Source organism: Agromyces sp. MMS24-JH15 (assembly GCF_043518605.1).
In the GTDB taxonomy this organism is placed as follows: Bacteria; Actinomycetota; Actinomycetes; order Actinomycetales; family Microbacteriaceae; genus Agromyces.
Genome location: NZ_CP171358.1, coordinates 3,178,507 through 3,204,498, shown reverse-complemented (window position 1 = coordinate 3,204,498; position 25,992 = coordinate 3,178,507). Strand labels below are relative to the sequence as shown.

Annotated in this window: 24 protein-coding genes, 2 tRNA genes and 3 pseudogenes; 18 read left to right on the top strand and 11 right to left on the bottom strand. The window is 68.1% G+C overall.

All coding sequences use genetic code 11. The features are described from left to right. From ACDF64_RS14585 to ACDF64_RS14560, 6 genes are all read left to right on the top strand, one after another. Complete coding sequence (locus ACDF64_RS14585; RefSeq protein ID WP_394552077.1) at positions 1-1,074, top strand: ABC transporter permease; 1,074 nt, start codon at positions 1-3, stop codon at positions 1,072-1,074. Then, a complete protein-coding gene (locus ACDF64_RS14580) occupies positions 1,071-2,759 on the top strand; it encodes an ABC transporter ATP-binding protein (RefSeq protein WP_394552076.1) in 1,689 nt (562 codons plus the stop codon). Before ACDF64_RS14585 ends, ACDF64_RS14580 begins: the two co-directional genes overlap by 4 nt. Beyond that, positions 2,756-3,616, top strand: a complete 861-nt coding sequence (locus ACDF64_RS14575; protein ID WP_394552075.1) for an ATP-binding cassette domain-containing protein — start codon at positions 2,756-2,758, stop codon at positions 3,614-3,616. The genes ACDF64_RS14580 and ACDF64_RS14575 overlap by 4 nt, the downstream gene beginning before the upstream one ends. A gap of 92 nt (positions 3,617-3,708) precedes the next feature. Next, positions 3,709-3,784 (top strand) — tRNA-Asn (locus ACDF64_RS14570). A 113-nt stretch (positions 3,785-3,897) separates the two neighbouring features. After that, positions 3,898-4,578 carry an AzlC family ABC transporter permease gene (locus ACDF64_RS14565; RefSeq protein ID WP_394555159.1) on the top strand — a complete coding sequence of 227 codons (681 nt, stop codon included), beginning with the start codon at positions 3,898-3,900 and terminating at the stop codon, positions 4,576-4,578. Continuing rightward, a complete protein-coding gene (locus ACDF64_RS14560) occupies positions 4,575-4,880 on the top strand; it encodes an AzlD domain-containing protein (protein ID WP_394552074.1) in 306 nt (101 codons plus the stop codon). Before ACDF64_RS14565 ends, ACDF64_RS14560 begins: the two co-directional genes overlap by 4 nt. A 57-nt stretch (positions 4,881-4,937) precedes the next feature. Here ACDF64_RS14560 and def read toward each other — a convergent pair whose 3' ends face one another. After that, the gene (def, locus tag ACDF64_RS14555) at positions 4,938-5,504 is read right to left on the bottom strand and encodes a peptide deformylase (RefSeq protein WP_394552073.1); all 567 of its coding nucleotides are present in this window, start codon (positions 5,502-5,504) and stop codon (positions 4,938-4,940) included. Between the two features lie 72 nt (positions 5,505-5,576). On the opposite strand from def, the gene ACDF64_RS14550 reads away from it, so the two are divergent. From ACDF64_RS14550 to ACDF64_RS14540, 3 genes are all read left to right on the top strand, one after another. Then, the gene (locus ACDF64_RS14550) at positions 5,577-6,494 is read left to right on the top strand and encodes a DMT family transporter (RefSeq protein ID WP_394552072.1); all 918 of its coding nucleotides are present in this window, start codon (positions 5,577-5,579) and stop codon (positions 6,492-6,494) included. Between the two features lie 148 nt (positions 6,495-6,642). Then, positions 6,643-7,896: a glycosyltransferase gene (locus ACDF64_RS14545; protein ID WP_394552071.1), complete on the top strand. Its 1,254-nt coding sequence runs from the start codon at positions 6,643-6,645 to the stop codon at positions 7,894-7,896. Positions 7,897-7,924: 28 nt separating this feature from the next. Beyond that, a tRNA-Ile gene (locus tag ACDF64_RS14540) sits at positions 7,925-7,998 on the top strand. Positions 7,999-8,451: 453 nt separating this feature from the next. Here the strand turns inward: ACDF64_RS14540 and ACDF64_RS14535 are convergent. The 6 genes and pseudogenes from ACDF64_RS14535 to ACDF64_RS14510 all read right to left on the bottom strand — a co-directional run bounded on the left by ACDF64_RS14535 (position 8,452) and on the right by ACDF64_RS14510 (position 12,407). Further along, positions 8,452-9,393 (bottom strand): alpha/beta hydrolase, encoded by a 942-nt coding sequence (locus ACDF64_RS14535; RefSeq protein WP_394552070.1) that lies wholly within the window; start codon positions 9,391-9,393, stop codon positions 8,452-8,454. Positions 9,394-9,399: 6 nt separating this feature from the next. Further along, positions 9,400-10,158 carry an SDR family oxidoreductase gene (locus ACDF64_RS14530; protein WP_394552069.1) on the bottom strand — a complete coding sequence of 253 codons (759 nt, stop codon included), beginning with the start codon at positions 10,156-10,158 and terminating at the stop codon, positions 9,400-9,402. 186 nt (positions 10,159-10,344) lie between these two features. Beyond that, positions 10,345-10,779: a GNAT family N-acetyltransferase gene (locus ACDF64_RS14525; RefSeq protein WP_394552068.1), complete on the bottom strand. Its 435-nt coding sequence runs from the start codon at positions 10,777-10,779 to the stop codon at positions 10,345-10,347. Between the two features lie 109 nt (positions 10,780-10,888). Further along, on the bottom strand, positions 10,889-11,263 hold the full coding sequence (locus tag ACDF64_RS14520; protein ID WP_394555158.1) for an alpha/beta fold hydrolase: 375 nt from the start codon (positions 11,261-11,263) through the stop codon (positions 10,889-10,891). Positions 11,264-11,418: 155 nt separating this feature from the next. After that, positions 11,419-11,652 (bottom strand): annotated as a pseudogene (locus ACDF64_RS14515) (esterase/lipase family protein); the annotation flags it as partial. Between the two features lie 101 nt (positions 11,653-11,753). Next, a complete protein-coding gene (locus ACDF64_RS14510) occupies positions 11,754-12,407 on the bottom strand; it encodes a sigma-70 family RNA polymerase sigma factor (protein WP_394552067.1) in 654 nt (217 codons plus the stop codon). Positions 12,408-12,555: 148 nt separating this feature from the next. Here ACDF64_RS14510 and ACDF64_RS14505 point away from each other — a divergent pair, with 148 nt between their 5' ends. Then, positions 12,556-15,318 (top strand): AAA family ATPase, encoded by a 2,763-nt coding sequence (locus ACDF64_RS14505; protein ID WP_394552066.1) that lies wholly within the window; start codon positions 12,556-12,558, stop codon positions 15,316-15,318. Positions 15,319-15,320: 2 nt separating this feature from the next. Here the strand turns inward: ACDF64_RS14505 and ACDF64_RS14500 are convergent, their stop codons facing one another. Continuing rightward, on the bottom strand, positions 15,321-16,106 hold the full coding sequence (locus tag ACDF64_RS14500; protein ID WP_394552065.1) for an isocitrate lyase/phosphoenolpyruvate mutase family protein: 786 nt from the start codon (positions 16,104-16,106) through the stop codon (positions 15,321-15,323). A gap of 533 nt (positions 16,107-16,639) precedes the next feature. On the opposite strand from ACDF64_RS14500, the gene ACDF64_RS14495 reads away from it, so the two are divergent. From ACDF64_RS14495 to ACDF64_RS14485, 3 genes and pseudogenes are all read left to right on the top strand, one after another. Next, a complete protein-coding gene (locus ACDF64_RS14495; RefSeq protein WP_394552064.1) occupies positions 16,640-16,873 on the top strand; it encodes a helix-turn-helix domain-containing protein in 234 nt (77 codons plus the stop codon). Continuing rightward, positions 16,873-17,370, top strand: a pseudogene (locus ACDF64_RS14490) (phage integrase central domain-containing protein); the annotation flags it as partial. The gene ACDF64_RS14495 and the pseudogene ACDF64_RS14490, both read left to right, overlap by 1 nt. 376 nt (positions 17,371-17,746) lie before the next feature. Then, positions 17,747-18,112: a tyrosine-type recombinase/integrase gene (locus ACDF64_RS14485; protein WP_394555156.1), complete on the top strand. Its 366-nt coding sequence runs from the start codon at positions 17,747-17,749 to the stop codon at positions 18,110-18,112. Between the two features lie 71 nt (positions 18,113-18,183). Here ACDF64_RS14485 and ACDF64_RS14480 read toward each other — a convergent pair whose 3' ends face one another. Beyond that, a complete protein-coding gene (locus ACDF64_RS14480) occupies positions 18,184-18,612 on the bottom strand; it encodes an NINE protein (protein WP_394552063.1) in 429 nt (142 codons plus the stop codon). A gap of 174 nt (positions 18,613-18,786) precedes the next feature. Between ACDF64_RS14480 and ACDF64_RS14475 the strand changes: the two genes are divergently transcribed. Next, positions 18,787-19,485 (top strand): N-6 DNA methylase, encoded by a 699-nt coding sequence (locus ACDF64_RS14475; protein WP_394552062.1) that lies wholly within the window; start codon positions 18,787-18,789, stop codon positions 19,483-19,485. 535 nt (positions 19,486-20,020) lie between these two features. Then, complete coding sequence (locus tag ACDF64_RS14470; protein WP_394552061.1) at positions 20,021-20,842, top strand: hypothetical protein; 822 nt, start codon at positions 20,021-20,023, stop codon at positions 20,840-20,842. A 78-nt stretch (positions 20,843-20,920) separates the two neighbouring features. On the opposite strand, the pseudogene ACDF64_RS14465 reads toward ACDF64_RS14470, so the two are convergent. Then, a pseudogene (locus ACDF64_RS14465) lies at positions 20,921-21,792 on the bottom strand (SCO6880 family protein); the annotation flags it as partial. A gap of 565 nt (positions 21,793-22,357) precedes the next feature. Here ACDF64_RS14465 and ACDF64_RS14460 point away from each other — a divergent pair. Then, positions 22,358-22,879 (top strand): hypothetical protein, encoded by a 522-nt coding sequence (locus ACDF64_RS14460; RefSeq protein WP_394552060.1) that lies wholly within the window; start codon positions 22,358-22,360, stop codon positions 22,877-22,879. Between the two features lie 210 nt (positions 22,880-23,089). Here ACDF64_RS14460 and ACDF64_RS14455 read toward each other — a convergent pair whose 3' ends face one another. After that, complete coding sequence (locus ACDF64_RS14455; protein WP_394552059.1) at positions 23,090-23,632, bottom strand: DUF4188 domain-containing protein; 543 nt, start codon at positions 23,630-23,632, stop codon at positions 23,090-23,092. A gap of 70 nt (positions 23,633-23,702) precedes the next feature. On the opposite strand from ACDF64_RS14455, the gene ACDF64_RS14450 reads away from it, so the two are divergent. Together ACDF64_RS14450 and ACDF64_RS14445 are read left to right on the top strand one after the other, a co-directional pair. Continuing rightward, entirely contained in the window at positions 23,703-24,326 is a 624-nt protein-coding gene (locus tag ACDF64_RS14450; RefSeq protein WP_394552058.1) for a MerR family transcriptional regulator, read from the top strand. Positions 24,327-24,575: 249 nt separating this feature from the next. Beyond that, positions 24,576-25,979 (top strand): MFS transporter, encoded by a 1,404-nt coding sequence (locus ACDF64_RS14445; RefSeq protein ID WP_394552057.1) that lies wholly within the window; start codon positions 24,576-24,578, stop codon positions 25,977-25,979. Positions 25,980-25,992 lie beyond the last annotated feature (13 nt).

The window sequence follows — 25,992 nt, the reverse complement described above, 5'->3', positions numbered from 1 at the left end:
ATGACCGCGGCATCCGCTCCGGTGGCGCCCCGGCGTCGTCTCGTCGACCGCATCCCGGTCGTGCACCAGGTCCGCCAGAGCGTCGGGCTCCAGCGCGGCATGCTCGTCGCGGGCCTCGTGATGATCGGCGTCTGGCTCTTCACGGCCCTGTTCGCGCCGCTGATCGCGCCGTACGGCTTCGCGCAGCGCACCGTCGACGGCGAGAAGTTCGGGACGCAGCAGCCGCCGTCGCCCGAGCACTGGTTCGGCACCACGGTCGGCGGCTACGACGTGTTCTCGCGCGTGGTCTGGGGCACCCAGACCGCGCTGCTGGTCGTCGTGGTCGCGCTGCTCCTCTCGATCGTCGTCGGCGTGCTCCTGGGCCTGTTCTCGGGGTACTTCGGCGGTTGGCTCGACAAGGTGCTCGTGGTCGTGAGCGACGCGGTCTACGCCTTCCCGTCGCTGCTGCTCGCGATCCTGCTCGCGATCGCGGTCTCCGGCGGCCAGTCGAACCTGTGGAGCGGCGTGGCCGCGGCCGCCGGATCGATCACGGTCATCTACATCCCGCAGTACTTCCGGGTCATCCGCGCCGAGGTGGTCCGGATCAAGGCGGAGGCGTACGTGGAGTCCGCGAAGGTGCTGGGCGCCTCGAGCTCGCGCATCGTCTTCCGCCACGTGTTCCGGAACGCGACCCGCACGCTCCCGCTCATCATCACGCTCAACAGCTCGGAGGCGATCCTCACGCTGACGGCCCTCGGCTTCCTCGGGTTCGGCATCGAGCCGACGTCCGCAGCCGAGTGGGGCTACGACCTCTCGAAGGCGCAGTCGGATGTCACGAGCGGCATCTGGTGGACCGCGGTGTTCCCCGGCCTCGCGATCGTGTTCACGGTGCTCGCCATCACGCTCGTCGGCGAGAGCCTGAACGACCTCGCCGACCCGCGCCTGCGGGGCCGGCGCCGTGTCGCGCAGGCGGCCGGCCAGGTCGCGGCGACTTCGGTCGTCCCCGGTGGCACGCTGATCGCGGGCCCCGGCGGGCTGGGCGGGCTCGAAGACGGGGAGACGTTCGACGAACACGGAATCGAGGTGAAGCCATGAGCATCGTCAGCATCGAAGGGCTCGGCGTCTCGTTCGCGACCGACGCGGGCGCGGTGAAGGCGGTCGACGACGTGTCGCTCCGCGTCGAGCGCGGCGAGGTGCTCGCCATCGTGGGGGAGTCCGGCAGCGGCAAGACCGTGACCGCGAAGACGATCCTCGGGCTCCTGCCCGAGACCGCCACGACGAGCGGCGCGGTGATCCTCGCCAACCGCGAGGGCACGCGCGAGCACGACATCGTCTCGCTCGACGCGGCGGGACTCCGGCGCGTGCGCGGCACGGACGTCGCGATGGTGTTCCAGGAGCCCTCGTCGGCGCTCAACCCGGTGTTCACGGTCGGATGGCAGATCATCGAGGGCCTGCGCGCCCACCAGGACCTGTCGAAGGCCGAGGCCCGCGCCAAGGCGATCGACATCCTCCGGCGGGTCGGCATCCCCGAGCCCGAGGAGCGCGTCGACTACTACCCGCACCAGTTCTCGGGCGGGCAGAAGCAGCGCATCGTGATCGCGATGGCGCTCGTGCTCGACCCCGGGCTCATCGTGGCCGACGAGCCGACGACCGCGCTCGACGTGACGGTGCAGGCCGAGATCCTCGACCTCCTGCGCCGCTGCCGCGACGAGTTCGGCACCGCGATCGTGCTCATCACGCACAACATGGGCGTGGTCGCCGACCTCGCGGACCGGGTCGCGGTCATGTACCAGGGCGAACTCGTCGAGCAGGCCGACGTGCGCACGCTGTTCGCGTCGCCGCAGGAGGACTACACGAAGGCGCTGCTCGCCGCGGTGCCGTACGTCGGCCACGGGGTGGCTCGTGCCGAGGCGCGCGCCGCGGCGCGACCGGCGGACTGGATCGAGCAGACGCCCGTCGTCGAGGCGAAGGACCTCCTGATCGAGTACCCCGGTCGGTTCGGCCGACCGGCGTTCCAAGCGGTGCGCGGCGTCGACTTCGTGATCCGCCCGGGCGAGGTGCTCGGGCTGGTCGGCGAGTCGGGGTCCGGCAAGACCACCATCGGCCGTGCGATCGCGGGCCTGACGCCGATCTCGGGCGGGTCGCTCCAGGTGCTCGGGCACGAGATGCTCGGCATCCGCGAACGGCGGTTCCGGCCCGTGCGCGGCCGGATCGGCTTCGTGTTCCAGGATCCGGCGTCGAGCTTCAACCCGCTGCTCACGATCGCCCAGTGCGTCGCCGAGCCGCTCGTGATCCACGGTCGCGCGCGCGACCCCCGGTCGGCGCGCGCCCGGGTGGACGAGCTCCTCGAGGCCGTCCAGTTGCCGCGCGCCTACGGCGACCGGTACCCGCACGAGCTGAGCGGCGGCCAGCGCCAGCGCGCGAGCCTCGCGCGCGCGCTCGCACTCGAGCCCGAGCTGCTCATCGCAGACGAGCCGACGTCGGCGCTCGACGTGTCGGTGCAGGCGCGCGTGCTCGACCTGTTCGGCGAGCTCCAGCGCGAGTTCGGGTTCGCGGCGCTGTTCATCAGCCACGACCTCGCGGTCGTCGACCTCCTCGCGGACCGGATCGCGGTGCTCTACCACGGGCGGCTGGTCGAGGAGGGCACGGGCGCCGAGGTGCTCGGCGCCCCGCAGGATCCGTACACGAAACGCCTGCTGGCGTCGTTGCCGGTGCCCGATCCGGTCGCGCAGGCCGAGCGGCGCGCCGAGCTCGCCCGGCTGCGGAAGGAGGACGCGTGAGCGCAGGACCCAAGCACGGCCACCCGGTCGTCGTCAGCGACCTCTCGGTCGAGTACCCGGCGCACGGCGCGAGCGGCGCGCACGTCGCCCTGCACGGGATCGAGCTGCGCATGGAACCGGGCGAGGTGCTCGGGGTCCTCGGCAGCGCGGGCAGCGGCAAGAGCACGCTCGCCCGCGTGCTCGCTGGCGCCCACCTCGACCCTCGCGACGGTGAGGTGCGGCCGTTCATCACGGGCGGCGACGCCCGCGTGCTCGGCACCGCGCTCCGCTCGATCTCCAAGCGCGCGCTCACCGAGTTGCGCTTCCACGTCGGCTACCTGCCGCAGGATGCCGCGACCCGGCTCCAGCCCGAATTGACGGTGGCCGAGCAGGTCGCCGAGCCGATCCTGCTCCGGGATCGGCACTTCGACCGCCGCACGCTGTCGCACCGCGTCGCGACCCTCGTGGACGCGGTCCAGCTGCCGTTCAGCCTGCTCGAGCGGTACCCGTACGAGCTGAGCGGCGGCCAGCGGCAGCGGCTCGCGCTCGCGCGAGCGCTCGTGCTCGGGCCGTCGCTGCTCGTGGCGGACGAGCCGACCGCCGGCATCGACCTCACGGTGCGCGATGCGGTCGCGCAGCTCATCGTGAACATGCAGACCGAGCGGACCTTCTCGGCGATCGTCGTGAGCCACGACCTGCCCGTGCTGCGGCGCATCGCGAACCGCATCGCGGTGCTCGACCGGGGCGGACTCGTGGCGCTCGGCACGATCGACGCGGTGCTCGAGGACCCGGTGCATCCGTACGTCCGCGCCCTCGCCGGGGCCCTCGATGCGGGGCACGCGGTGATCGACGACCTCGCGCCCGAACGTCCCGCCTGAGGCCGCCCGAGCTGAGGCCGCCTCGAATTGGAGTCGGGGCGGGGCCTTTGCTAGAGTGGCTCGTGCCGCACCGCCGATCAGGCGGTGCGCGATCCTCCATAGCTCAATTGGCAGAGCAATCGGCTGTTAACCGATAGGTTCTTGGTTCGAGTCCAAGTGGGGGAGCCAAGAGGGCCGTCCGGTGCGAACCGGGCGGCCCTTCGCAGTTTCCGGCGCCGCTGCGCCGCCGTGCCGAGGGGAGTCGTGTGGACGACGAGGCCGTGACGGATGCCCCGCGCGGCATGCGCTCGCCCGCCGTCCGCGACGGCCTCTCGGTCGGGCTCGCGACCGCGGTCTACGGCGTCTCGTTCGGCGCGCTCGCGGTCGCCGCGGGTCTCGACATCTGGCAGACGTGCTTCCTCAGCCTCGTGATGTTCACGGGCGGCTCGCAGTTCGCGCTCGTCGGCGTGCTCGCGTCGGGCGGCGTCGCGGCGGGCGGGTCGGCGATCGCGACGGCCGCGCTCCTCGGCGTGCGCAACGTCGTCTACGGCATGCGCATGAAGCCGATCGTCGACGACGGCGGGGTCGTCCGTCGCGTGCTCGCCGCGTGGGTGACCATCGACGAGTCGACCGCGGTCGCGCTCGCGCAGTCGGACCGGCGCTCGGCGCGCATCGGCTTCTGGGTGACCGGCGTCATCATCTTCGTCGGCTGGAACCTGACGACGCTCCTCGGCGCGCTCATCGGCGACGCGATCGGCGACACGCGTGCGTGGGGGCTCGACGCCGCGGCCGCGGCCGCGTTCCTCGGACTGCTCTGGCCGCGCCTGAAGCGCCGTCAGGCGGGCGCGGTGGCCGCGATCGCCGCGGTCGTCGCGGTCGTCGCCACGCCGGTCCTCATGCCCGGACTCCCGGTGCTCGTCGCGGGCGTCGTCGCGGTCGTGGTCGGCTGGTTCGACCTGTTCGAGCGGAGGCGCGCCGCATGACCGTCTGGCACATCCTGCTCGTGGCATCCGCGGCGACCCTCGCCCTCAAGCTCGCCGGCCACCTCGTGCCCGCCGGGTTCCTGGAGCGCGAACGCCCGGCGCGGATCGCCGACCTGCTCACGGTCGCGCTGCTGGCCGCGCTCATCGCGGTGCAGACGCTCGCGGTCGGCCAGTCGATCCAGGTGGATGCCCGTGTGCCGGCGGTCATCGTCGCCGCGGCGCTGTTCGCGCTGCGGGTGCCGTTCGTGGTCGTGGTCATCGCGGCGGCGGCGATCGCCGCGGGGATCCGCGCGTTCACCTGAGCCGGCGGCCCGCCCGAGCGGTCGCTCGGGCCGCGCTGCGACTCCGCGTCTGCGCGCTCAGGCGTCGAGGTCGTCGACGCCCGGCTGCCAACTCCGGCCGGGCTTGCCCCAGTCGAGCTTGCGGGTGATCTTCGCGACGATGCGCTGGTCGCGGTGCGCGAGGCGGTCGGTGTACAGCACCCCGTCGAGGTGGTCGTACTCGTGCTGGAAGATCCGTGCGAGCCATCCGTGCGCGTCGATCTCGAAGGGCTCGCCCTCGAGGTCGGTGGCGCGCAGGAGCACGCGCTCGGAGCGCCGGAGCGGGAACCGCTCGCCGGGGAACGAGAGGCAGCCCTCGGACTCGAGGTCGGGGTCGGGGTCGCCCGGCTCGGACGGGGCGAGCCAGAGCTCGGGGTTGATCGCGACGCCGCGCCACACGACGTCCTCCTCGTCGGTCCAGCCGTACGTGAACACGCGCAGCGGCACGCCGACCTGCGGTGCAGCGAGGCCGACGCCGGGCGCGGCATCCATCGTCTCGAACAGGTCGGCGACGAGCGTCCGCAGCGCGTCGTCGATCTGCTCGACGGGCGCGGCGGGGGAGTGCAGGACGGGTTCGCCGGTGATGCGGATGGGGAGGACGGCCATCCGGCCATCGTATCGGCGCGCGGTGCGGGGGTCTGGCGGGCGAACCGGGGGTCGAGCGGTAAGGTCGAGGGCGTGGAACCCGATTTGAGCGACCTCTCCGAGCAGATCGCCCTCGATCCGCAGCAGTTCATCGGGATCCCGCTGGCGCTGATCGGGGCGGTGTTCCTGTCCCTCGGGGCGCAGTTCCAGCACCGCGGCGTGCTGAAGGTCGAGCGGAACACGACCGACTCGGTCGGCAAGGGCCTCGACCTGCGGCAGCTCGGACTCCTGCTCGCGCGGCCCTCCTGGGTCATCGGCACCCTCATGCTGGGGCTCGCGATCGTGTTCCAGCTCACCAGCCTCTACTTCGCGCCGCTGATCGTCGTGCAGCCGCTCGGCGCGATCGCGCTCGTCATCACGTCGATCGTGAACTCGCAGGTCAACCACGTGAAGCTCAACCGCAAGTCGATCACCGCGATCGCGATGTGCGTGGGCGGCGTGTTCCTGTTCGTCGGCGTCGCGGCGTTCACCGCCGTGGACAAGCCCGTCACCGAGGCGCAGCTCATCATCATCCTGGCGATCCTCGCGGTCGTGCTCGTCGTGGCGGCGGTCGCCTTCCTGATGCTCCGCAAGCACATCCGGGCGCTCTACTACGTGATCATGGCGGGCGTGCTCTACGGCTTCGTCGCGACGCTCGCGAAGGTGGTCATCGGACGCATCGAGCAGGGCGACTTCGAGTGGCTCACCTTCCTGTGCGTCATCGCGCTCGTGGCCGCTGCCGCGCTCGGCGCGTACTTCGTGCAGAACGCGTACGCGTCCGGCCCGCCGGACCTCGTGATCGCCGGCCTCACGGTCGTCGACCCGATCGTGGCCGTGCTCATCGGCATCACCGTCCTCGGCGAGGCATCCCAGGCGCCGCCATGGGCGATGGGCATCTTCGCCGTGGCCGGCGCGATCGCCGTCTGGGGCGTGTTCCTGCTCGCGCGGAACCACCCGCAGACGCGTCTCTGACGGGCGCGCGAAGTCGCCTGCCAGCCGTGCCGCAGGGCCAGTGCTGAGGCCCATGCGCTAGGGTCGGATGGAGTCGCGAGCCACCCTACGCCGCGGCGCCGTCGAGGCCACCGCCTCGGCCGAAGTTCACTGTGAGGATCCCACCACTGTGCCTGACACCCCCGGTGCATCGCCGCGAGTCGTCGACGAATCCGCGTCCGAACCCCGCCTGCGCATCCTGATCGGAGCGGACACGTTCACGCCCGACGTGAACGGCGCTGCGAAGTTCGCCGAGCGGCTGGCCGCAGGACTCGTGGAGCGCGGTCACGACGTGCACGTCATGGCGCCGGCGGCGAGCCGCAAGCACGGCACGTGGACCGAGATCCACGAGGGCCGCCAGATCACGGCCCACCGACTCCTGAGCTGGCGCTGGTACCCGCACGACTGGCTGCGCTTCGCGCTGCCGTGGCGGATCAAGCAGAATTCGGCGCGGATCATCGACGACGTGCAGCCGGACGTGGTGCACTTCCAGTCGCACTTCGTGGTCGGGCGCGGTCTGTCGATCGAAGCCCAGAAGCGGGGCATCCGACTCATCGCGACCAACCACGTGATGCCCGAGAACATGCTCGAGTTCTCGCTCATCCCGAAGGCCTGGCAGGAATGGGCCGTCGGCGTCGCCTGGCGCTCGGCCAAGCGCTGCTTCGTCCGCGCCGAGTCCGTGACCACGCCGACGCGGCGTGCCGCCGACTTCCTCGAGCGCGCCACCGGGCTGACCGGCGTCCACGCGATCTCGTGCGGCATCGACGCGCACAAGTACTCCCCGAACTGGGCGCCGCGGACCGAGAACCGGATCATCTTCGTCGGCCGCGTGACGGGCGAGAAGCACATCGACGTGCTGCTGCGCGCGACCACCCTGCTGCCCGCCGAACTCGACGTCAAGGTCGAGATCGTCGGGGACGGCGACCAGCGTCGCCACCTCGAGCACCTGGCCGCAGAGCTCGGTCTCGCCGACCGCGTCACCTTCACCGGGTACGTGACCGACGAGCAGCTGCGCGACGCCTACCACCGGGCATCCGTGCTCGCCATGCCGTCGATCGCCGAGCTGCAGAGCATCGTGACGATGGAGGCGATGGCGTCGGCCCTGCCGGTCGTCGCGGCGAATGCGATGGCGCTGCCGCACCTCGTGCACGACGGCGAGAACGGCTACCTCTTCGAGCCGGGCAGCCCCGCCGACCTCGCGGAGAAGCTGCGGACCGTGCTCGAGGCGACGCCCGAGGACTACCGCACGCTCAAGGAAGGGTCGATCCGGCTCATCGCGGCGCACGACATCCAGCGCACGATCTCGACGTTCGAGGCGCTGTATCGTGGGAAGCCGGTGACCGACCCGGTCACCTACACCGCGCCGGCGGCGCTGCCCGAGTGACGCGGGCCGCGGCACACAGGCGGCGCGCGGGGCGGTAGCTCAGCCGGTCAGAGCAGTGGACTCATAATCCATCGGTCACGGGTTCAAGTCCCGTCCGCCCTACGTTTCGGATTTCTGGCTTGATCTGGGGGTTTGTTGGACGAAGAAGCGCGCTGGGTACTGGGGTTACTCGCCGGGTGTCCAGGCGAAATCGCGCTGATCAGGTATTCTTCCGGTCCAGTTGTTCATAGTCGCGGTGATTTAAGTTCACATCACCGCATGCTTCGAAATTGCCTTTGACCAGCCATTTCATTGCCGCGCGTATCGCACCGGTCGGCCCTGTTCCGTGTATTCACCACAAATGCGTTTGAAGACGCGAGGCGCTCGATCGTCTTGGGATCGGTTCGACTCAATTCGAGTCATCGGCTCGCGCGGTAGCAGTTGGCGTCTTGAGCTCGTTGGCCGGCAGAGTCAAGGCAAAGCCGGGACTTGGCAGCCTGACTGATAGCGGCGCCGGCGTCAGCTCTTCACTCGATCGAGAGGGCGGGCGGGCGTCCGGATGCTCGCGATGCATCTTCATGGTGACGGGTAGATGGTCCCGGGGTGTCCGGTGTTGCCGGCGACCGGGTTGAGCGCCCAGGCCAAGGCGAAGTCGGCGATCGTCCGCCAATTCGGAGCGGCCGTCAGCAGGTGGGGGCCGTCGAACTCGACGACTTCGGTGATCACATCGGATTCGTAGTGCGCTGCGTTGGAGTCGGCGATCTTCGGTGGGAACAACGGGTCCCGCCGGCCTGAGATGAACAGGAGCGGAGCTCGGGAGCTATTGCTGTAATCCACGTAGGTGTCGTGGTGCCCCGTGTGGACGTTGGCGAACGCGCTGCCCCAGATCATCGCACCATTCGCGGGCACGTGGTATCGCTCGTACAGCGCGATCGATTCCTGCTCGGTCATGGTGTTCGTGAAGATCTCCTGCCACTGCTGGGCTGTGAGACTGAGCGCGCGGTGCCGATTCGCCGGGTTCTCGATGATCGGAGACGATGACGTGATCTGTGAGAGCGGAACCACTGTGATGCCGTCGGTTGGGGCTGAGCTGATGGCGATGCCCGCGGAACCGTAGCCGCGGCCGAGGAGGACCTGGGTGAAGGCCCCGCCCGCGGAGTGACCCATGATGATCGGAGGTCGGTCGAGCTCGCTGACCTGTTGTTCGAGGTGGTTGATGATCGCGGAGACGGTGAGCTGTTCGATCGGTGTCGGGTCCTTGCGCAGTGCCTCCACTTCGCTTTCCAGCCCAGGATAGGCGGGGGTGCGCACTCGGTAGCCCTGCTCCTCGTAGTGGACCTTCCAGTGCTCCCAGCTGCGTGGCGTCACCCAGAAGCCGTGGATGAGAACGATCGTGTCCGCGGCTTGCGGCGTCTCCGACCGTGCCGTGGCCGTTCGTCGCTGCGGAGCGGGGGATGCGACGATCCGGGGGTTCGAGGGCTCCTGCACGTCGGTTCCGCCGATGATCGCGATGTGCATGGTGTCCTACTTGACAGCCGCAGCCCGATCCGCCCGCCAATCCTCGAACGTGGTGGCCGAGAGCTGGGCATCGGGGCCGGTTGTGAGTTCGCCACTGCTGAGAACGGCGCCGAAGTAGGTGGCTTCCTGTTCGGAGACCACCGTCCGCGTGTCTCCGGCGGCGGCGAGTGCCTTGCGGATCATCTGATCCATTCCGATGCGCTCCGGCCCGCCGATCTCGAGCACGCCATTGATCGGCTCACCCTCGGCGACTCGGGCCACGGCGAGCGAAACCTCGGCTGCTGGCATCGGCTGCATCAGCGCGGTCGGGGCGCGGGTGGTGCCGTCGTCCGTCATGGAGTCCGCGATGGCAAGGATGAACTCGTAGAACTGAGTCGCCCGAACGATCGAGTAGGGCTGCCCGGATTCTTCGATGAGGCGTTCCTGTGCGACCTTGGCACGGAGGTACCCGCTGCTGGGAACCCGATCCGCGCCGACGATCGAGAGGGCGACGTGGTGGCGGACTCCAGCCCGATGCTCGGCGGCCAGTTGGTTGCGAGTCGAGGTGGTGAAGAAGTCGAGGACGGCCTGATCCTCGAAGGATGGAGAATTCGAGACGTCGATGACGACGCTTGCATCGGTCAGGGTTTCGGCGAGGCCCTCGCCGGTGATGGTGTTGACACCAGAGTTCGGTGATGCGGCTACGGCCTCGTGGCCGTGGGCTGCAAGGAGTTCGACGACTCTCGAGCCGATGAGTCCGGTGCCGCCGATGATGATGATCTTCATGACTGCTGCCTTTCATGCGGGCGCGGGGGTTCCGCTGCCGTCATACAGAACGACCGAATGCGTGCGCGATTCGTGACAGCCGCGTGGGGCTGGTCACGCAGGTTCATCCTTCTGGCTGCGTCGATGGATGCCGTCGTCCGGGGGCAGCCCGGGATCGCGCCGTCGATCGCGGTCGCGTGGTCGCCGTCAGCTCGCGAGATCCGAGAACTCGAGGTTGCTCGCCATGAATGCCGAGACCACCGGGCACACGGTGGTCACCTTCATTCCGCGCGATCTGATGTCGTCGAGCACATCGGCGATGAGCTCGCCGGCGATGCCGCGGCCACGGAAATCCGGATCCACGATCGTGGTCAGGACGATCACCCGCTCCCCGTCCTCGCGGTACAGGATGCTCGCGATCTCGCGCTCGCCGAGCGTGGCCGAGTAGACGCGACGGTCCGCGATTCGGTGCACCGCCACCTCCTGGTCGGTGTCGGCAGACGGGGTATCGACGTCGCGCACGGCCGCGGCCGTCACCTCGTCGACGAGCGCGGCGGTTCCCTCGTGGAGGAATCCGGCCCCATCCGGGTAGCCGGCCGCATCCGCGTACTCGAACCTACGTCCATCCGTTGTGCTGCTCATGACCGCTCCTTCCCTCGTGCGGTTCGGCGGCGGGCGGGACCAGCCGCAGTCGTTGGCGAATACGTCGCGCCGGCCCGCTCGTCGGCAGGCCGGCTCGGCGTACTTGCGTCTAGCCCACGCGGATTTCGGCGCGGGCTGCGTCCTGGATCGCGTGGACGACGGTCTTCGGCTCGGTGAGCAGTCCGAGGTGGCCTGCGTCGTACTCGGTCACGGTGGAGCCGGCCCGATCGGCCATGGTGCGCTGCGCTGCCGGTGGGATGATCTGATCCTTCAAGCCGAGGACGTACCAGGAAGGGATCGTCTTCCATGCGGGATCCCCGGATGCCTCCGTGAGTGCGCCGAACGCGGCTGGTCGCTGGGTTGCGTAGACGAGCGCCTTGGCGTCTCGGTTGAGTCCAGCTGCGAATGGGCCGTCGACCGCCGACTCGTTGAGGTAGACCGCGCTGTCCGCGGTCGGGGGAACGTCGGCGGGACCAGATCGAATACGGTCGTCGGGTCCGGTACCGCCAGCGCCGAGTCCGGCCCCGCGAGCTGGAATGCCGACTCGCCCACGTCTGGGGCGAACGCGTTGACGTAGACGAGGGCCTCGACGTTCTCGAGTCCAGTCGCCGCGTTGGTGATCACCGCGCCGCCGTAGGAATGCGCGACGAGCACCACAGGTCCATCGACGGCCTGGACGAACGTTCGGACGACTGCCGCATCGCCGGAAAGCGACCGCAGTTCGTTCGGGACGGCGCGCACGGCGAAGCCGTCGTGCTCCAGGCGCGGGATCACTTCCGTCCAGCTCGATGCATCGGCCCACGATCCGTGGACGAGGACGACTGTGGGCTTGCTCCCGCTGGCGCTGTTCAAGGAGCGAAGGAAATTGGTCATGATGAGTTCCTTTGTGTGGTGAGTACTGCCTATTTGGATGACCGGATGGCTCCTCCGTGTGTGACACAGCGCGCGACGGCGCCGCGCCGGGAGGTCCTGATCTACACGGGGAGGAGCACGTCGAGCAGGCCGGAGAGGTCGCCTGTTTCACTGGCGACCCTGAACGCCCCCACGAGGCGTTCGCGCGAGAGCGACGGTGTGCGCCTCACTTCCGTGCCGATCGAGTTGACGTGGGCACGACGCACGAGTTGCCGGGCGTTCGATGCCGTCGTTCCGAGGCGTTCCGCGACCTCCGAATAGGAGAAGCCGAAGCACGAGTGGAGCAGGAGCGCAGTGAACTGGGTAGACGTCAGTCGAGCCGCCAACAGGCCGAGCGACTGTTCGACCGCGTCCGCTCGCTCCAGGCGCTCGGTCGGGTCGACGGAATCGGCGGGGAGCCAATCGATATCCGATGAGTACTCGTGACGATTGCGGGCTGATTGGATCACGTTGATCGCAAGTCGAGTCGTCGTCGTGGTCAGGAACGCGGCCGGATTCCGGATCTCATTCCACTCGACACGCTGCCATCGCACCCATGCGTCCTGCACGATGTCCTCGGCCTCCGCGACGCTCCCGACAATTCGGTGGGCGACACGAAGCAGTCGCGTTCGCTCGGCCAGGAAGACCCGCAGGGCCGCGTCCAGGTTCCCGATCTGCGATACAGGTCCGATCGCGTTCGTAGCTCGCCTCTGTGATGCACCGGTGTCTCGCGACATTTGGGTCTCCCCGCCCGTTACTGTCGATACCGCTTCTCAATCGAGGCTTCCCGCTGAGAGGCTCGAGCCGCATCAGCCAGTACGCCAGTCTTTTGGCAGGGTCATGTCGTTGGCAGGGTCATGCCCGCGGTGTAGCCTCGGCCTCGACGTGGGCGACGACACTGCGAAAACGCTGCACGGCCGACAGCGCGAGTGCGACGCCCTGGACGGCGTGGTGCGACACGTGCGTGCCGGTCACGGCCGTGTTCTGGTCATCCGGGGTGAGGCGGGTGTCGGGAAGTCCGCCCTGCTGAGATTCCTGTCCGACGCTGCAATCGGATGCCGGGTCATTGGCGCCGCCGGCGTCGAGTACGAAATGGAGCTGGCGTACGCGGGCATCCACCAGCTCTGCGCTCCACTCATGCATCTGCGCGAACGATTGCCTGATCGGCAAAGGGACGCTCTCGAGACGGCGTTCGGCCTCAGTGCGAAGGCGGCTCCCGACCGGTTCATCGTCGGACTCGGCGTACTGGGTCTTCTCGCAGAGGCGTCGGACGTGCAGCCCCTGCTCTGCATCATCGACGACGCGCAATGGATGGATCGGGCTTCGGCGGAGATTCTCGCGTTCGTCGCGCGCCGACTCCTGGCGGAGTCGGTCGGACTCGTATTCGCCGTGCGCGATGTCGGCACAGCCCAGGAATTGGACGGTCTCCCCGAACTCAGGCTCCGGGGTCTCGAGTCGGTTCATGCTCGGGCCTTGCTCGAGTCTGTTTGGCCCGGTCGGCTGGACCAGCAGGTGCTCGATCGCGTCCTCGCGGAAGCACACGGGAACCCGCTCGCCCTCCTGGAATTCTCGAGGTCGTTACCGCCGACAAGCCTCGCGGGCGGGTTCGGCTTCCCGGAGTCGACCCCGCTGGCCAGTCGAATCGAGCAGAACTTTCGCCGCCAATTCGAAGCACTCCCCGTCGACGCACGGCGGCTCCTCCTAGTGGCCGCGGCGGAGCCGGTCGGCGACGTCGCCTTGCTCTGGCGGGCAGCAGGTCGCCTCGGCATCGATGCTGCCGCCGCTGAAGCGGCCGAGAGCAGCGGCCTGATCCAGCTCGGCGGGCAAGCTCGCTTCCGTCATCCGCTGGTTCGCTCCGCGGTCTACGGGGCAGCGTCGTCCTCGGAGCGACGTCAGGTTCACCGTGCCCTGGCGGAGGCAACCGAGGTGGAGACCGACCACGACCGGCGCGTGTGGCATCTGGCGCATGCCGCGCCTGGACTGGATGAGGCGCTTGCGCGAGAACTCGAGGCCTCCGCAGAGCGAGCTCGCCGCCGCGGCGGGGTTGCGGCGGCGGCGGCGTTCCTCCAACGTTCCGCTGAGCTGACCCCCGAATCGGCCGAGCGTGCGCGCCGCACCCTCGCCGCAGCGAGGGCGAAGTTCGATTCCGGGGCGCTCGAAGTGGCACTCGAGCTTCTGGCCGATGCCGAGACGCGTGTGCTCGACGAACTTCAGCGCGCCAGCTTGGCGTACCTCCGTGCCGAGGTCATCTTCACTCTACGGCGGGGGAGCGACGCACCACCGCTCCTTCTCGAAGCCGCGGAGCGGCTCGAACCGCTCGACACCGCCCTGGCTCTGGAGGCGTATCTGGAAGCGCTCGGCGCAGCGATCTTCGTTGGCCGACTCGGTGGCGACGTCGGACCGTCCGAAGTCTCCGCCGCCGCGCGAGCCGTGCTTCGGGTGCACCCGGCTTCGCGTCCTACCGACCTCCTGCTCGACGGCCTTGCCACTCGGTACACGGAGGGCTACGAAGCCGGCATGGTGTTGCTGGTTCGTGCGCTGGACGCCATCGGTCGAGGCGCTTTGAGCGAGGAGGGCGACTTCGGTCGGTGGTTCTGGATGCGCTGGCTGGTAGCCGCTGACGTCTGGGACGACGATCGATGGCACGACCTGGCCAGTCGCGCCGTCCATTTCGGTCGAGAAACAGGATCACTCGTCGGACTCCCGCTCGCCCTGGGCTACCGAGCCATCGTGCACGTCTACGCGGGTCAGTTCACCGAGGCCGCGGCACTCGTCGAGGAGGCCCGCGCCATCGAAGCAGCGACCGGCAGCGCACCGGTCGGATTCGCTTCGCTGCTGCTCGCGGCTTGGCGCGGGAACGAACACGATGCCGCTCCACTGTTCGACTGGGGCTTGAAGAACACCCAAGCGCGTGGCGAAGGACGCGGAATCGGCGGGTTCGGCTACGCCACCGGGGTACTCAACAATGGCCTCGGCCGCTACGAAGCGGCGTTCGCCGGGACACGATCCGCAACGGAGTACGACGACCTGGGGATCACCGGGTTCGCCCTCCTCGAGCTGGTCGAAGCAGGCGTCCGAAGTGGTGCCCGCGATCAGGCCGTGAGTGCGTTCGAGAAGTTGGAGCGTGGGACTCGCGCTTCTGGCACCGACTGGGCGCTCGGCGTGCAGGCATGGACTCGTGCGATGCTCAGCGAGGACGCCGATGCGGAGGAGCGGTACCGCGAGGCGATCCGACGGCTGGAGCGTACGCGGATCCACATGCACCTTGCGCGCGCTCAGCTGAGCTTCGGCGAATGGCTCCGCCGGGCGCGACGTCGCGCCGAAGCACGGGAGCATCTCCGTGCTGCCCATGAGCGGTTCACCGACGCAGGCGCGCTGGCGTTCGCCGACCGGGCGCTACGAGAACTCATTGCCACTGGAGAGACCGTGCTCGCCCGCACGCCCGAGTCGCGCGACATCCTCACCCCCCAGGAGTTCCAGGTCGCCCGCCTCGCGCGGGACGGCCTGTCGAACCCCGAGATCGGCGCGCAACTGTTCATCAGCCCGCGAACTGCTCAATATCACCTTCGGAAGGTGTTCCAGAAACTCGGGATCACGTCGCGCAACCAACTCGCCCAGCTCCCGGCCGGCACGCTCGGCTCGACGTGAGCTCAGTCCCGCAGCGTTGCGAGCTGCTCGCCGAAGCGGGTCATCGCGTCGACATGCATGAAGATCGCCCAGCTCACCCGTGCGGCGCCGAGCGCCGCGAGTTCTGACGGCTTCTGCGCATCTGGAAGCCGGGCGAGGTTCACCGGGCCCCGCACACCCGTCATGAAGCGGTCCAGAGCGTCGGGTTCCCAGAGCGCGATCGGGTAGACGCAGTCAGCGCCGGCATCGAGGTAGGCGTTCGCACGATCGAGTGCTTCCTCGACCAAACCGATCTGCGTTCCGGGCTCGGCACCGGCGATGAACGGTTCGAGAAAGACATCGACACGTGCATTGACGACGAGCCGGTAGTCGTTCTCGTCAGCGGCCCGCCGGACAGCCGAGAGACGTTCTGCCTGCCGGGCCGAGTCGACGAGGTTCCGCTCGAGGTGGTTCGTGTCTTCCAGATTGCAGCCCGCAGCGCCCATTTCGCGCAGGGCTGCGACAATCTCCGCCGGCGGTAAGCCGTACCCGGCCTCGGCATCGATCGAGACAGGCACGCTGACCCCTCGTGAGATCCGCGCAGCCGCATCGAACATCTCGTCACCAGGGGCGCCTTCGTCGTCCTCATAACCGAGGCTCGCGGCCACGCCCCAACTGGTTGTCGCGACCACGGGAAATCCCGCGGCGACAACGGCCCGCGCTGTGGCGACGTCCCACACGTTCGGAAGGAGAAGCGGATCCCCGGGCCGGTGAAGCGAGCGAAGCAGGTCGCAGCGCGCGTTGAGGTCGGGATTCGACGTAGCCGACATGAGACGGAATGTACTCCGCCTCGAATCGGGCGACCAGAGTGCGGATCACCTCGTGCGAATCCATCTGTTCGTGGATGGGTACGGGCGTGCTCCGCCTCTCGAGTTCGCCCCGATCATGCTGATCCAGTAGACCGGGGCGTCCGGACGGCCGGACCCAGGGGCGTGCCCCGGTTCGACCGTTTATCCTCCACTTTCGATTCGAGGCCGGTCGAGGCGCAGCCGGGTAGTCCGGACGGGTTCGAACACGACCCACAAGAATTTCCTGATCAGATCCAGATCCGTCGAGTCGTATCGAGTGGTGCGGGGGAGCCCGAAATCCCCGCCTGCACCCATCGGTCACGGGTTCAAGTCCCGTCCGCCCTACCGAAAATCGACGTGATCAGGGTTTCTTGCCATGAGTAGATGGCAGGTACTTGATGTCGATCACGTTTATCCAACGAATATTCGTTGGCGCACGCCGCTCTGGGCGTGACGCGGGCAGGGTGTTCGAAGGTCTTCGGCCGAGCTGGGTTCGCCTTGCGCACCTTCGTGCCATGAACAGCGAACGCCTCTCCGGGCTCGGTCTCGAGCCCGTGTTGACCACGAGCGAGCTCGCCGAGTACCTCGGCGTGCACGTGCAGGCGATCTACGACCTGCGCACCGACGGAAGAGGTCCTGCCGGCATGCGCGTCGGCCGGGAGATCCGATTCCGCGTCTCGGATGTCATCCGGTGGCTCGACGGGCTGCACGAGCCCGACGCCGCGCACTTCGGCGGGGCGGAGAGCTGATGGCGGGCCGACCACGGCTGGCCGTCGGCACGTACGGCACCATCAAGACGACCGAGGTCGCCCGCGGTCGGTTCCGAGCCCAGGCGCGGTTCCGCGACTGGGATGGGACGACGCGTCAGGTCGCGGTGACCGCTGACAGTCGCAACGCGGCGATTACCGCGCTGAAGGTCGACCTCAATGAGCGGATGAAGCACGCCGGAACCCACGGCACGCTCACCCCGGACTCGCGGTTCTCCGACCTCGCCAGCGCGTGGCTGCACGACCTTCGTCTCGATGTCGAGCGAGCGGCGAGTACGAAGGAGACGTACGAGCGGCAACTGCGTTCGAGCGTGCTGCCGTTCTTCGCGGACTTCGCCGTGCGAGAGATCACTGTGGGGCGCGTGGAGCGGTACCTGAAGCTGCAGCGCCAGAAGTCGTTCTCGATGGCCAAGCACTCGAAGACGTTGCTGAGCATGGTGCTCGCGTTCGGTGTCCGACAGGGCCTCCTCGAGCGAAATCCGGTGAAGGAGACCTCCCAGCTCAAGCGGCCCAAGCGGGTGCCGAAGGCGCTCACCGTCGAGGAGCTCGCGTCGATCCGGGCTGCCGCACGCGAGTTCGAAACCGACCCGCACTGGATGGGCCCACGGCCCCATGGCCAGGTGCGCGACCTCATCGAGGTCATGCTCGGCACCGCGACACGCATCGGCGAAGCGCTCGCGCTGCGCAAGTGCGACATCGACGTGACGGCCGACCCGCCACGGGTGGAGATCAGTGGCACGATCATCCAGCGCAGCGGAGTTCCGGTATACCGGCGGGAGCATCCGAAGACGGGAATCCAACCGGGTCGGTCCCGTCCCGACCTTCGCGACCGAGGTGCTCCGGCGCCGGCTGGCGATGCTCCCGGCGGACGCGGTCCCCGAGCAGCTGTTGTTCTGCTCGAAGAACGGAACACCGCTCATCCCGGCGAACGTTCGACGGCAGTTCCGCAAGATCCTCACGCTGGCTGGCCTCGAGGAGTCTGGCATCTCACCGCACGCGTTCCGACGGACGGGAGCCACGGCGGCGATCGCCCACGAACTTGGGCTTCAAGCCGCGGCGGACGTGCTCGGGCACACCTCGACCGCAGTCACCAAGGAGCAGTACGCCGACCGCGACCGATCTGTGTCGTCGAAACCGGCGGAGGCGCTGCAACGGCTGGCGCCGAACGTGCCAGAGGCGGATGAAGGGTTCGGTTCTTTCACGTGGGACGACGTGGAGTAGTCGTGGCAGTGCACCGACGCGATAGAGGCCTGGCCCGGTGTCCTGCATCATGCGGCCCGGGGTACCGAGATCTAGCCGACTCCCGCTGCGTCTCGGATAGCCCAGTCAGCTTCGATCCGGGCGTTGGCGTAACGCACCTCGCCGGGAATCAAGAAGAGATCGACGATCACCCAGATTCCGACGACGAGCAAGAGGATGCCGCCGACGACGATTGCCGATGTGGCGATGCCGAGAATGGTGAGGCAGAGCTGGGTCACCGCCGACGGGATCGCACCAAGGTAGAAGCGGTGGGCGCCGAAGCCGCCCAGGAAGATCGCGAACACGTACGCGACCGCGGATTCCTTGAGCCCAGGTGACGGAGGGGCGTAGTAGACGGGTGGTGCTGCGGCCTGCTGTGGTGGAGCGTAGGGGCCCCACGCGGTGCCATCCCACCATCGAAGGTGGCCCGACGAGGGCTCGGCGTACCAACCGGACGGGGGAGTCGGCGCGGGTTCACTCACGACGTGCGAGTGTATGACCTATCCCGCTCACCCGTTGAGGCCCCCGTTCTGGTGTGACTGCCCACCCGTGGCCGCCGTGCGCCAGACGAGCCGGGTGCGTGAGGATGAGCACGTCGACGTCGTCGATGCTGCTGTCGCCGATCCGCCCTACGTCTCGGGAGTGCCTGACCTGTGGTGAACCACGTCTCCTTCATCTGGAATATCGCCGAGTCGCTTCGCGGCCCATTCAAGCCGTCGGAGTACGGCTCCGTCGTGCTGCCGTTCACCGTCCTGCGCCGCCTCGACGCCGTGCTGGCGGACACGAAGGGCAAGGTCCTCGAGGTCGCGCACCAGGCCGGCAACCTGCCGGATCTGCAGCTCCGCGAAGCGTCGGGGCACGAGTTCTACAACATGAGCCAGTTCACGATGGCGAAGCTCGTCGCCGACCCGGCCGATCTGCGTGAGAACTTTCACCCCCGCACGGTGAGCAACATCCAGATGGGCCTCGTGTTCGAGGAGTTGATCCGGTTCGCGAACGAGAAGTCGAACGAGACCGCGGGGGACCACTACACCCCGCGCGAGGTGATCGCGCTCATGGTGCAGCTGCTGTTCGCGCTCGACGACGACGCCCTGTCGAAGTCGGGCGTGGTGCGCTCGATCTACGACCCAACGGCCGGCACCGGCGGGATGCTGTCGGTCGCGGACGAGTACCTGCGGAAGATGAACCCGGGGATCCAGCTCAGCCTGTACGGGCAGGACTACAACGACGCGTCGTACGCGATCTGCAAGGCCGACATGGTCATCAAGGGGCAGGACGTCGACAACATCCGCCTCGGCGACACCCTCACCGAGGACCACTTCGACGACAAGAAGTTCGACTACGCGCTGTCCTGAGCTTAGGTGCACCCCGGCGGCCTGGAGACAGGCTGGGCGGCCCCTGACAGGCATCCGTGGACTTGGAATCGCGAAGCGATGTACCAAGGACCTCTCGGACTTTCGTCAGTTCGTTGACGCCACCGCCGGGCGCGCGATACCTTCCGCTCACGAGTACCGGTCGGCTACGGGGGCTGTGATGGCTGGGGAGTTCGTCTACTGCGAGTTAGAAGGACGGCGTATCGAGGAAGGTGAACGAGCCAGGTTCGCCGGTGATTGGTTGCACATAACGCCGGACTCTCCAGACGACACGGAAACCTCGAGCGGCCATATGGTCGACGGCGGGAGCGCGCTGTTCACAGCAGCGCTCGTCAACGGGCGTTGGGAGGCTCGTCCCGCCGACGGCCCCGCCCGAGGTGGTGCGGCGCAGCGCTCGGCGATGGTTGACCCTCCCAACGGAGGCGGATTCGGTATCAACGCGCCTTCCCCCTTCAAGGCCTCCTTTGGTGGGCCCGAATTCGGAGCACCTCCGATGGACCGTGAAGATTGAAACTCGATGAGCGACAGCCGCCCTCCCGCGCCGGGCGATGAGGAGGGCGCCACTCGGGAGCTCCTGCGCAAGTTCGACTGGGAGCGCAATGGCAAGTTCGAAGACGCGATCATTGGCGTCGTCGTCGGGGCCCTAGATCGAGCGAAGAACGCGACTGTCGTCGTTCAAAGTACCTCTGCCGCTCTCGTCACGATCTACACGGGGATTGTCGGGCTCGTCTACTCTTCGACCGGCGTTGGTCTGCCTTGGCGCGGTGTGGTGGCGCCGCTCTTCTTCGGCGCGGCGGTCGTCCTGACCGCGTTCTACTCCTCGTTCCTGGACGGAGTAGCGCGGGCCGGTGTCGCGTCGTTCCCGACCAGGGGAACGACATCAATGAAGGTGGCGGCCAGGATCAATTCCGTGGTGGCGTACGTCACGACCATCGCAGGCCGGCGCAGTTGGGCGCTTCGAGCGTCGGTTATTGCTCTCGGCTTCGGGCTGGTCGCGATCGTCTTCCCGTTCGTGGATGACGAGGACTTCTCGATGACGGCCGGTGTTGACGAGCCGGCTGAGGAATGGATCTCGGTCCAACTCCCAAAGGATCCGCCTCCTGGTGGACTCCCGGAGCCACTCCAGGAGCAGTACTTTCAGGCGCAGATCGATGAAGCGGTGACCAAGGCCGAAGCTGAACGAGCAGCGCAACAATCGAGCGGGGCGAGCGGGGCGACCGCCGTCAACATCTTCGCTTTGGCCTGGCTGGTGGCAGGCGGTGTTTGCATCGGCGTGATTGCAAACCCGCGGCCCAAGCGCAAGGAGCAGGCGGCGTCTGCGCCCGCTGATCCTGCATAGCCGATCCGGCGCTCATCGGGATGGGAATTGGTAGCGACGGCGCGGATCTCGACGCGGGTGACACCGCGCTTGTCAGGTCTAGATGCTTCGGCACAGTGGTAGTGCCGATGCGGTGAAAGCCTGGGCCTGTTGGCCGACGGGTCGCCGAGTTTCGCACGATGCCTGGATGGCCGCGTGCTCGATCGCCGATACGGCGGCATCCAGGTCATCGATCGTTGCTGCGGTCACGCAGATCAGCCCCGTGACGCGGAGCACACCGTGCCCCGCGTGGAGGTCGGCCTCCTGTTGGAGGACGTCTTCGTATTCGGCGTTGGCGGAAGCATCCTCGATCTGGACGATGCGGCGGCGCTGGTGGGCGTCGCTGATCAGTTCGGTCTTCGTCTTGCGGAGGTCGCGGGCGGCTTGGTCGGCGCGGACCGGCAGGTAATGCAGTGAGACGGTCCGGAGGACGCCGTTGGTGAACACCAGCGGGAGAGGAACCCGGGGTAGACCTGCGACCTCGGCCATTCCCTGATCCAGAGCACCGCGTGGAAGGCGCTGTCGGATCGGAGTCGATCCCAGCTCTCGGATACCGCGACCGGGCCGGCCGTTGCGAGGTCACGTCCGATGTCGGAGTGGCGGTCGAGTTCGACGCCGATGGCCGGGTCGTACGCGGTGCGGAGGACGCTTGCGAGTTCGTCGGCGGCGAGCCATCCGCCGACAACGAGATCGGCCGCGCGGAGCGCACCGGTGAGCGCGGTCATCTCCTGCCGGAGAGCGGAAGCGGCGCCGCGCATGCCACCGCCGGAGGTGCGGATCTGCCGGGACGCGGCCTTGAGGTCGAGTGAGATGCTGATCGTGGTCGCGTGTCGCTCGCCCGCGGGGCCGGCGCGTTCGATCAAGTCGCGGGTCGTCGCGGCCCATCCGTCGTCGTCGAGGCCGTGTCGCTCCCACCATTCGGCGAGGCCGGAAAGGCGGAGACTAGATTGACTCTCCACCTACTCACCACGTATCGCTGCGTGGATGGCTCGTGCGAGCTGTCTTCAGGCAGGCGCACGACCGGCCTCGGGAGCGCTCGACGGGTCTCGAGCCGCTGTCGGGCGTGGTCGATTCGGCTGGCATGGCCTCGGTCTCGCGGGGCTGTGCGGTGCACCTGTCCAGCATGGGCACGCAACGATTCGCCGGGCTCGGCTTCGGCGGGATCGACGCCGTTCGGGAGACGAGCGTCGGACGTGATCAGGTCGGCGGCGAGGATGATCCGGGCATCACGTGCGGGTCCGGTGGGCGTGAGGTTGGGCATGATTCGGCGCCTCCTTGTTGAACGGCGGTGCGCAGGAAGTGTCCCGGCGGTCGGCTGCCCGCGGGTCTTCGACCTTGTGGGTGGGCGGGGTTGCGAGTAGACCGGCGCTGTATCGGTGCGGACCTGGCGTGGGCAGCGCGGCGCCCGACGGGGCGATCAATCGCCGTGCGCACTCACCCTCAGGTGAATGGTGCTGGCGTCTGCACATCGGGAGAGACGCACGGGGGTGTGTAGTCATGTTGAAGGATGCACCGTACTTGGGGACCGATATCGCGGGCTTGATGCACGCGGCGCGAGCCGAGGCACGTCGCACAATGGAGGCGAACAAGGGTGACTTCGTCCGCGACCACGAGGCGATCCTGGGCCGTCTCGAAGCGGCCGACCTCATCACGACCGAGGAAGGCAAGATCCTGCTCGAGCTGTACCGGGTGGGCTTCGAGGCCGGCGAGGGGAAGGCCGACGTCCAGCGGGCCTACTTCGTGTCCCGCGACACGTACGACAGGTTGGCGGCGAGCGGCTCCGCGAGCCCGATCGCGTTGATCGTGGCCTCCGCGTCGGTTGGTTCGTTCGAGATCTCGTCGGATCCGGAGGGGTCGACGACGGTCACGATTGCTCGGACGAGCTTCGGCTCGAGCCTCGCAGGGATCGGTGCGGGCATCGGATCACTCATCGGTGGCCCGGCCGGGGCGACGTTGGGCGGAGCCATCGGTGGACTGATCGGGGGCATCGTCGACGAAAAGCGGGACAAGAAGAAGTAGGACTTGCTGGGCTACGGGGCAAACGCCGCCCCTACGTGCCAGACATCCGTGCTGTCGAATCGAAGGTCGCGAGATCTGGCGCCGTCGCCTCGCACCCCGGATCAGCCCGGGCCAGGTCGACGGGATCCGGTCGGTTCCGAGCCCAGGCGCGGTTCCCTGACTTGGATGGGACGACACGCCAGGTCGCTGTGATCCAATACGCAGTCGGGTTCAGGCCGGCGGCGGGGCGACGGCGATCGAGCTCGCGCGAGGCTGGTTCGTCCGCTGATCGGAGTTCGTCTTGCCGTCTGCGAACCGGTCCCTCGCCCGGTCATGATTGCTGCCGACGGGGACCAGGTCGGTCGCTTTCGGCAGCCCCATCGGCTTCGTCGAGACGAATACGCTCTCAGCTCGCTCGACAAGGAAGGTCTCGTGCCACACGCCCACGGCTCCGGGCACGCGTCGCGCCGCCTTGTTGAACGCGGTCCACGCGGGGCGATGCTCCTGCGCCGGATTCGCCGCGTAGGCGTACAGCGTCTCGATCGACGCCCAGTACTGCACGATGTACGGCCCGCCCGATCCGACCAGCAGTTGGTATCCGAGCAGACCAGAATCCTGCTCGAGGCTCAACTCCCGGAGCATGCGCGGCATCGCGACGAACGCCGGCCACCAGAGGTCGGGACGCCACCATCGGTTGATCTGCATGCCGATGTGGAACACCACGAGCTCTCCGTCGTAGCGGTGGGTCATGCGGCCCTCGATCACCTTGCTCATCGTTCGATCCCATCTAGATAGTGGCGCTATCTATTGTGGATAGCAATACTATCGACGTCAAGAGGTGATCATGCGAGTTTCGGAACTCTCCACCGACACCGGCGTTCCGGTTGCGACGATCAAGTACTACCTGCGCGAGGGTCTGCTACCCGAGGGCGAGCGCACGGCCCCGACGCAGGCGAGCTATGCCCAGGCGCACGTACAGCGCCTCCGTGTCATCCGTGCGCTGGTCGAGTCCGGGGTGAGCATCGCCGAAGTCCGCAAGGTGCTCGACGCGCTCGACGATCCGCCGGCCAGCCCGCACGATCTTCTCGGTGCGGCGCATGCCGCAGTGACGCCCACATCCGAGAGCGATATCGACACGGCGGCCGCCGAACAGTTGGTCGCGCAGCTTGGATGGCAACCCGGGCTGTGCGACGATGCCGTCGTCGCAGGCGTTGCGCGCGCGCTCAAGGGCATCGCGCAGGCCGGGTTCGAGATTCCGGATCCCGTGATGGCGGCCTACCTCGAATCCGTGCTTCTCATCGCTCGCGCCGAGATCGCCGGCGTACCGACCGATTCGCCGGAGGCGGCCGTGCGGTATGTCGTTCTCGGCTCGGTACTCGTCGAGCCGCTCCTTCTCGCGCTTCGCAGGGTCGCGGAGCAGGTTGCCTCAGCCGAGCGCTTCAGCGGGCCAGGCGCACCGCCGGACTGAATGACGTGCGATCGAAGTGGATCGACATGATCCACCGAGCCCCGGCCGCGGTCGTCTCGCCGCTCCTCGACGGCAAGGGGCGTGCTCATCGGTCTGGTGCGTCGGCGCTCGCTCGGTGCGGGTGCGATCGCGATTTGCGCGCGCTAGTGGCGGACGGGTACCATCGGTCGTGGCTAGCACGCGCTAGTCGCGAATGCGGTTCACGCGAGTGGCAGTTGCCCGACGCGCCCTGTTGACAATGGAGTCTCCATGCACCCTGACCTCGACCACGACGGCGGACCAGCCGTCACCTCGGGCACCTCGGCCCCGCCCGTCGCGACTGCCGATCCTGCGGCACCGGCCGCACCGGCCGCACCCGCCGCACCGGCCGCGCCGGCCGCACCGGCCGCACCCGCGGAGCCGATGGCGCGGACCGCCGACGAACTGCCCAAGGTGAGCGCTCGGTACATCTGGTTCATGGTCCTGGCGCAGTTCGGCGTCTTCATGGCCTTCATCACCCCGCTCGCGATTTCACTCTCCATCAGGGTGAACGAGCTCGCGCCCGGTCGCGAGGAGATGCTCGGATACATCACTGGCGCCGGTGCCCTGTTCGTCATGCTCACGGCACCGTTCATGGGCATCTGGAGCGATCGCACCCGCACCGCGATCGGCCGTCGCCGGCCGTTCATGATCGGCGGCATGGTCGTGGGCGTGATCTCGCTCATCGTCATGGCGCTCGCCCCGTCGGTGCTGGTGCTCGGCGCCGGCTGGGTGCTCGCCCAATGGGGTTGGGGCACCGTGCTCAGCAACCTGCAGATCTCGACTGCGGACCGGCTCCCAGAGGAGCAGCGCGGCAAGGTAGCAGGCCTCACCGGCTTCGCGACGCAGGTCGCCCCGGTGTTCGGCGTCATCCTGACCGTCGGCGTCACGGGCGATGCCCTGCTCCTCTTCCTCATTCCGGGCATCGTCGGTGTCGTCCTCGTCACCCTCTTCGTCACGCTCGTGCACGAGGACGACAGCCGTGGCCTGCCGAAGGACGCCATCACGGTCGGCGGACTGCTGCGCAAGTACCTCTACAACCCGAAGCAGTACCCGGACTTCTCGTGGAACTGGCTCGGCCGCTTCCTCTTCTACTTCGGCCTCACGCTCAACACGACGTTCACGGCGTTCTTCTTCGCCAGCCGCCTCGGTGTCGAGGTCACCGAGGTCTCCGGAGTCATCGCGACCCTCGGCGGCGTGGGCGTCCTCGCTGTGACCGTCGGCGCCCTCGGCGGCGGCTTCCTCTCCGACCGTTTCCGCCGTCGCAAGGTCTTCGTCCTCATCGGCGGCTCGCTCATGGCCGCTGGCATGCTGATCATGGCGTTCTCGTCGGGGCTGCCGCTGCTCGTCACCGGCTCGCTCATCGTCTCTGCGGGCATCGGCATGTTCTCTGCCGTCGACCAGGCGCTCCTGCTCGACGTGCTGCCCGAGAAGGCGACCGACGCCGGCCGCTTCATGGGCATCACCGGGTTCGCGACGTCGATCCCGCAGTCCGCGGCCCCGCTCCTGGCCTCGTCGATCCTGCTCGTCGGCGCGACCGGCGGGGACAAGAACTACACGCTGCTCTTCGTGATCGCCGCGGCGCTCACCCTGCTGGGCGGCCTGGTCATCCTGCGCATCCGCTCGGTGCGCTGACCGCTCGGGGATC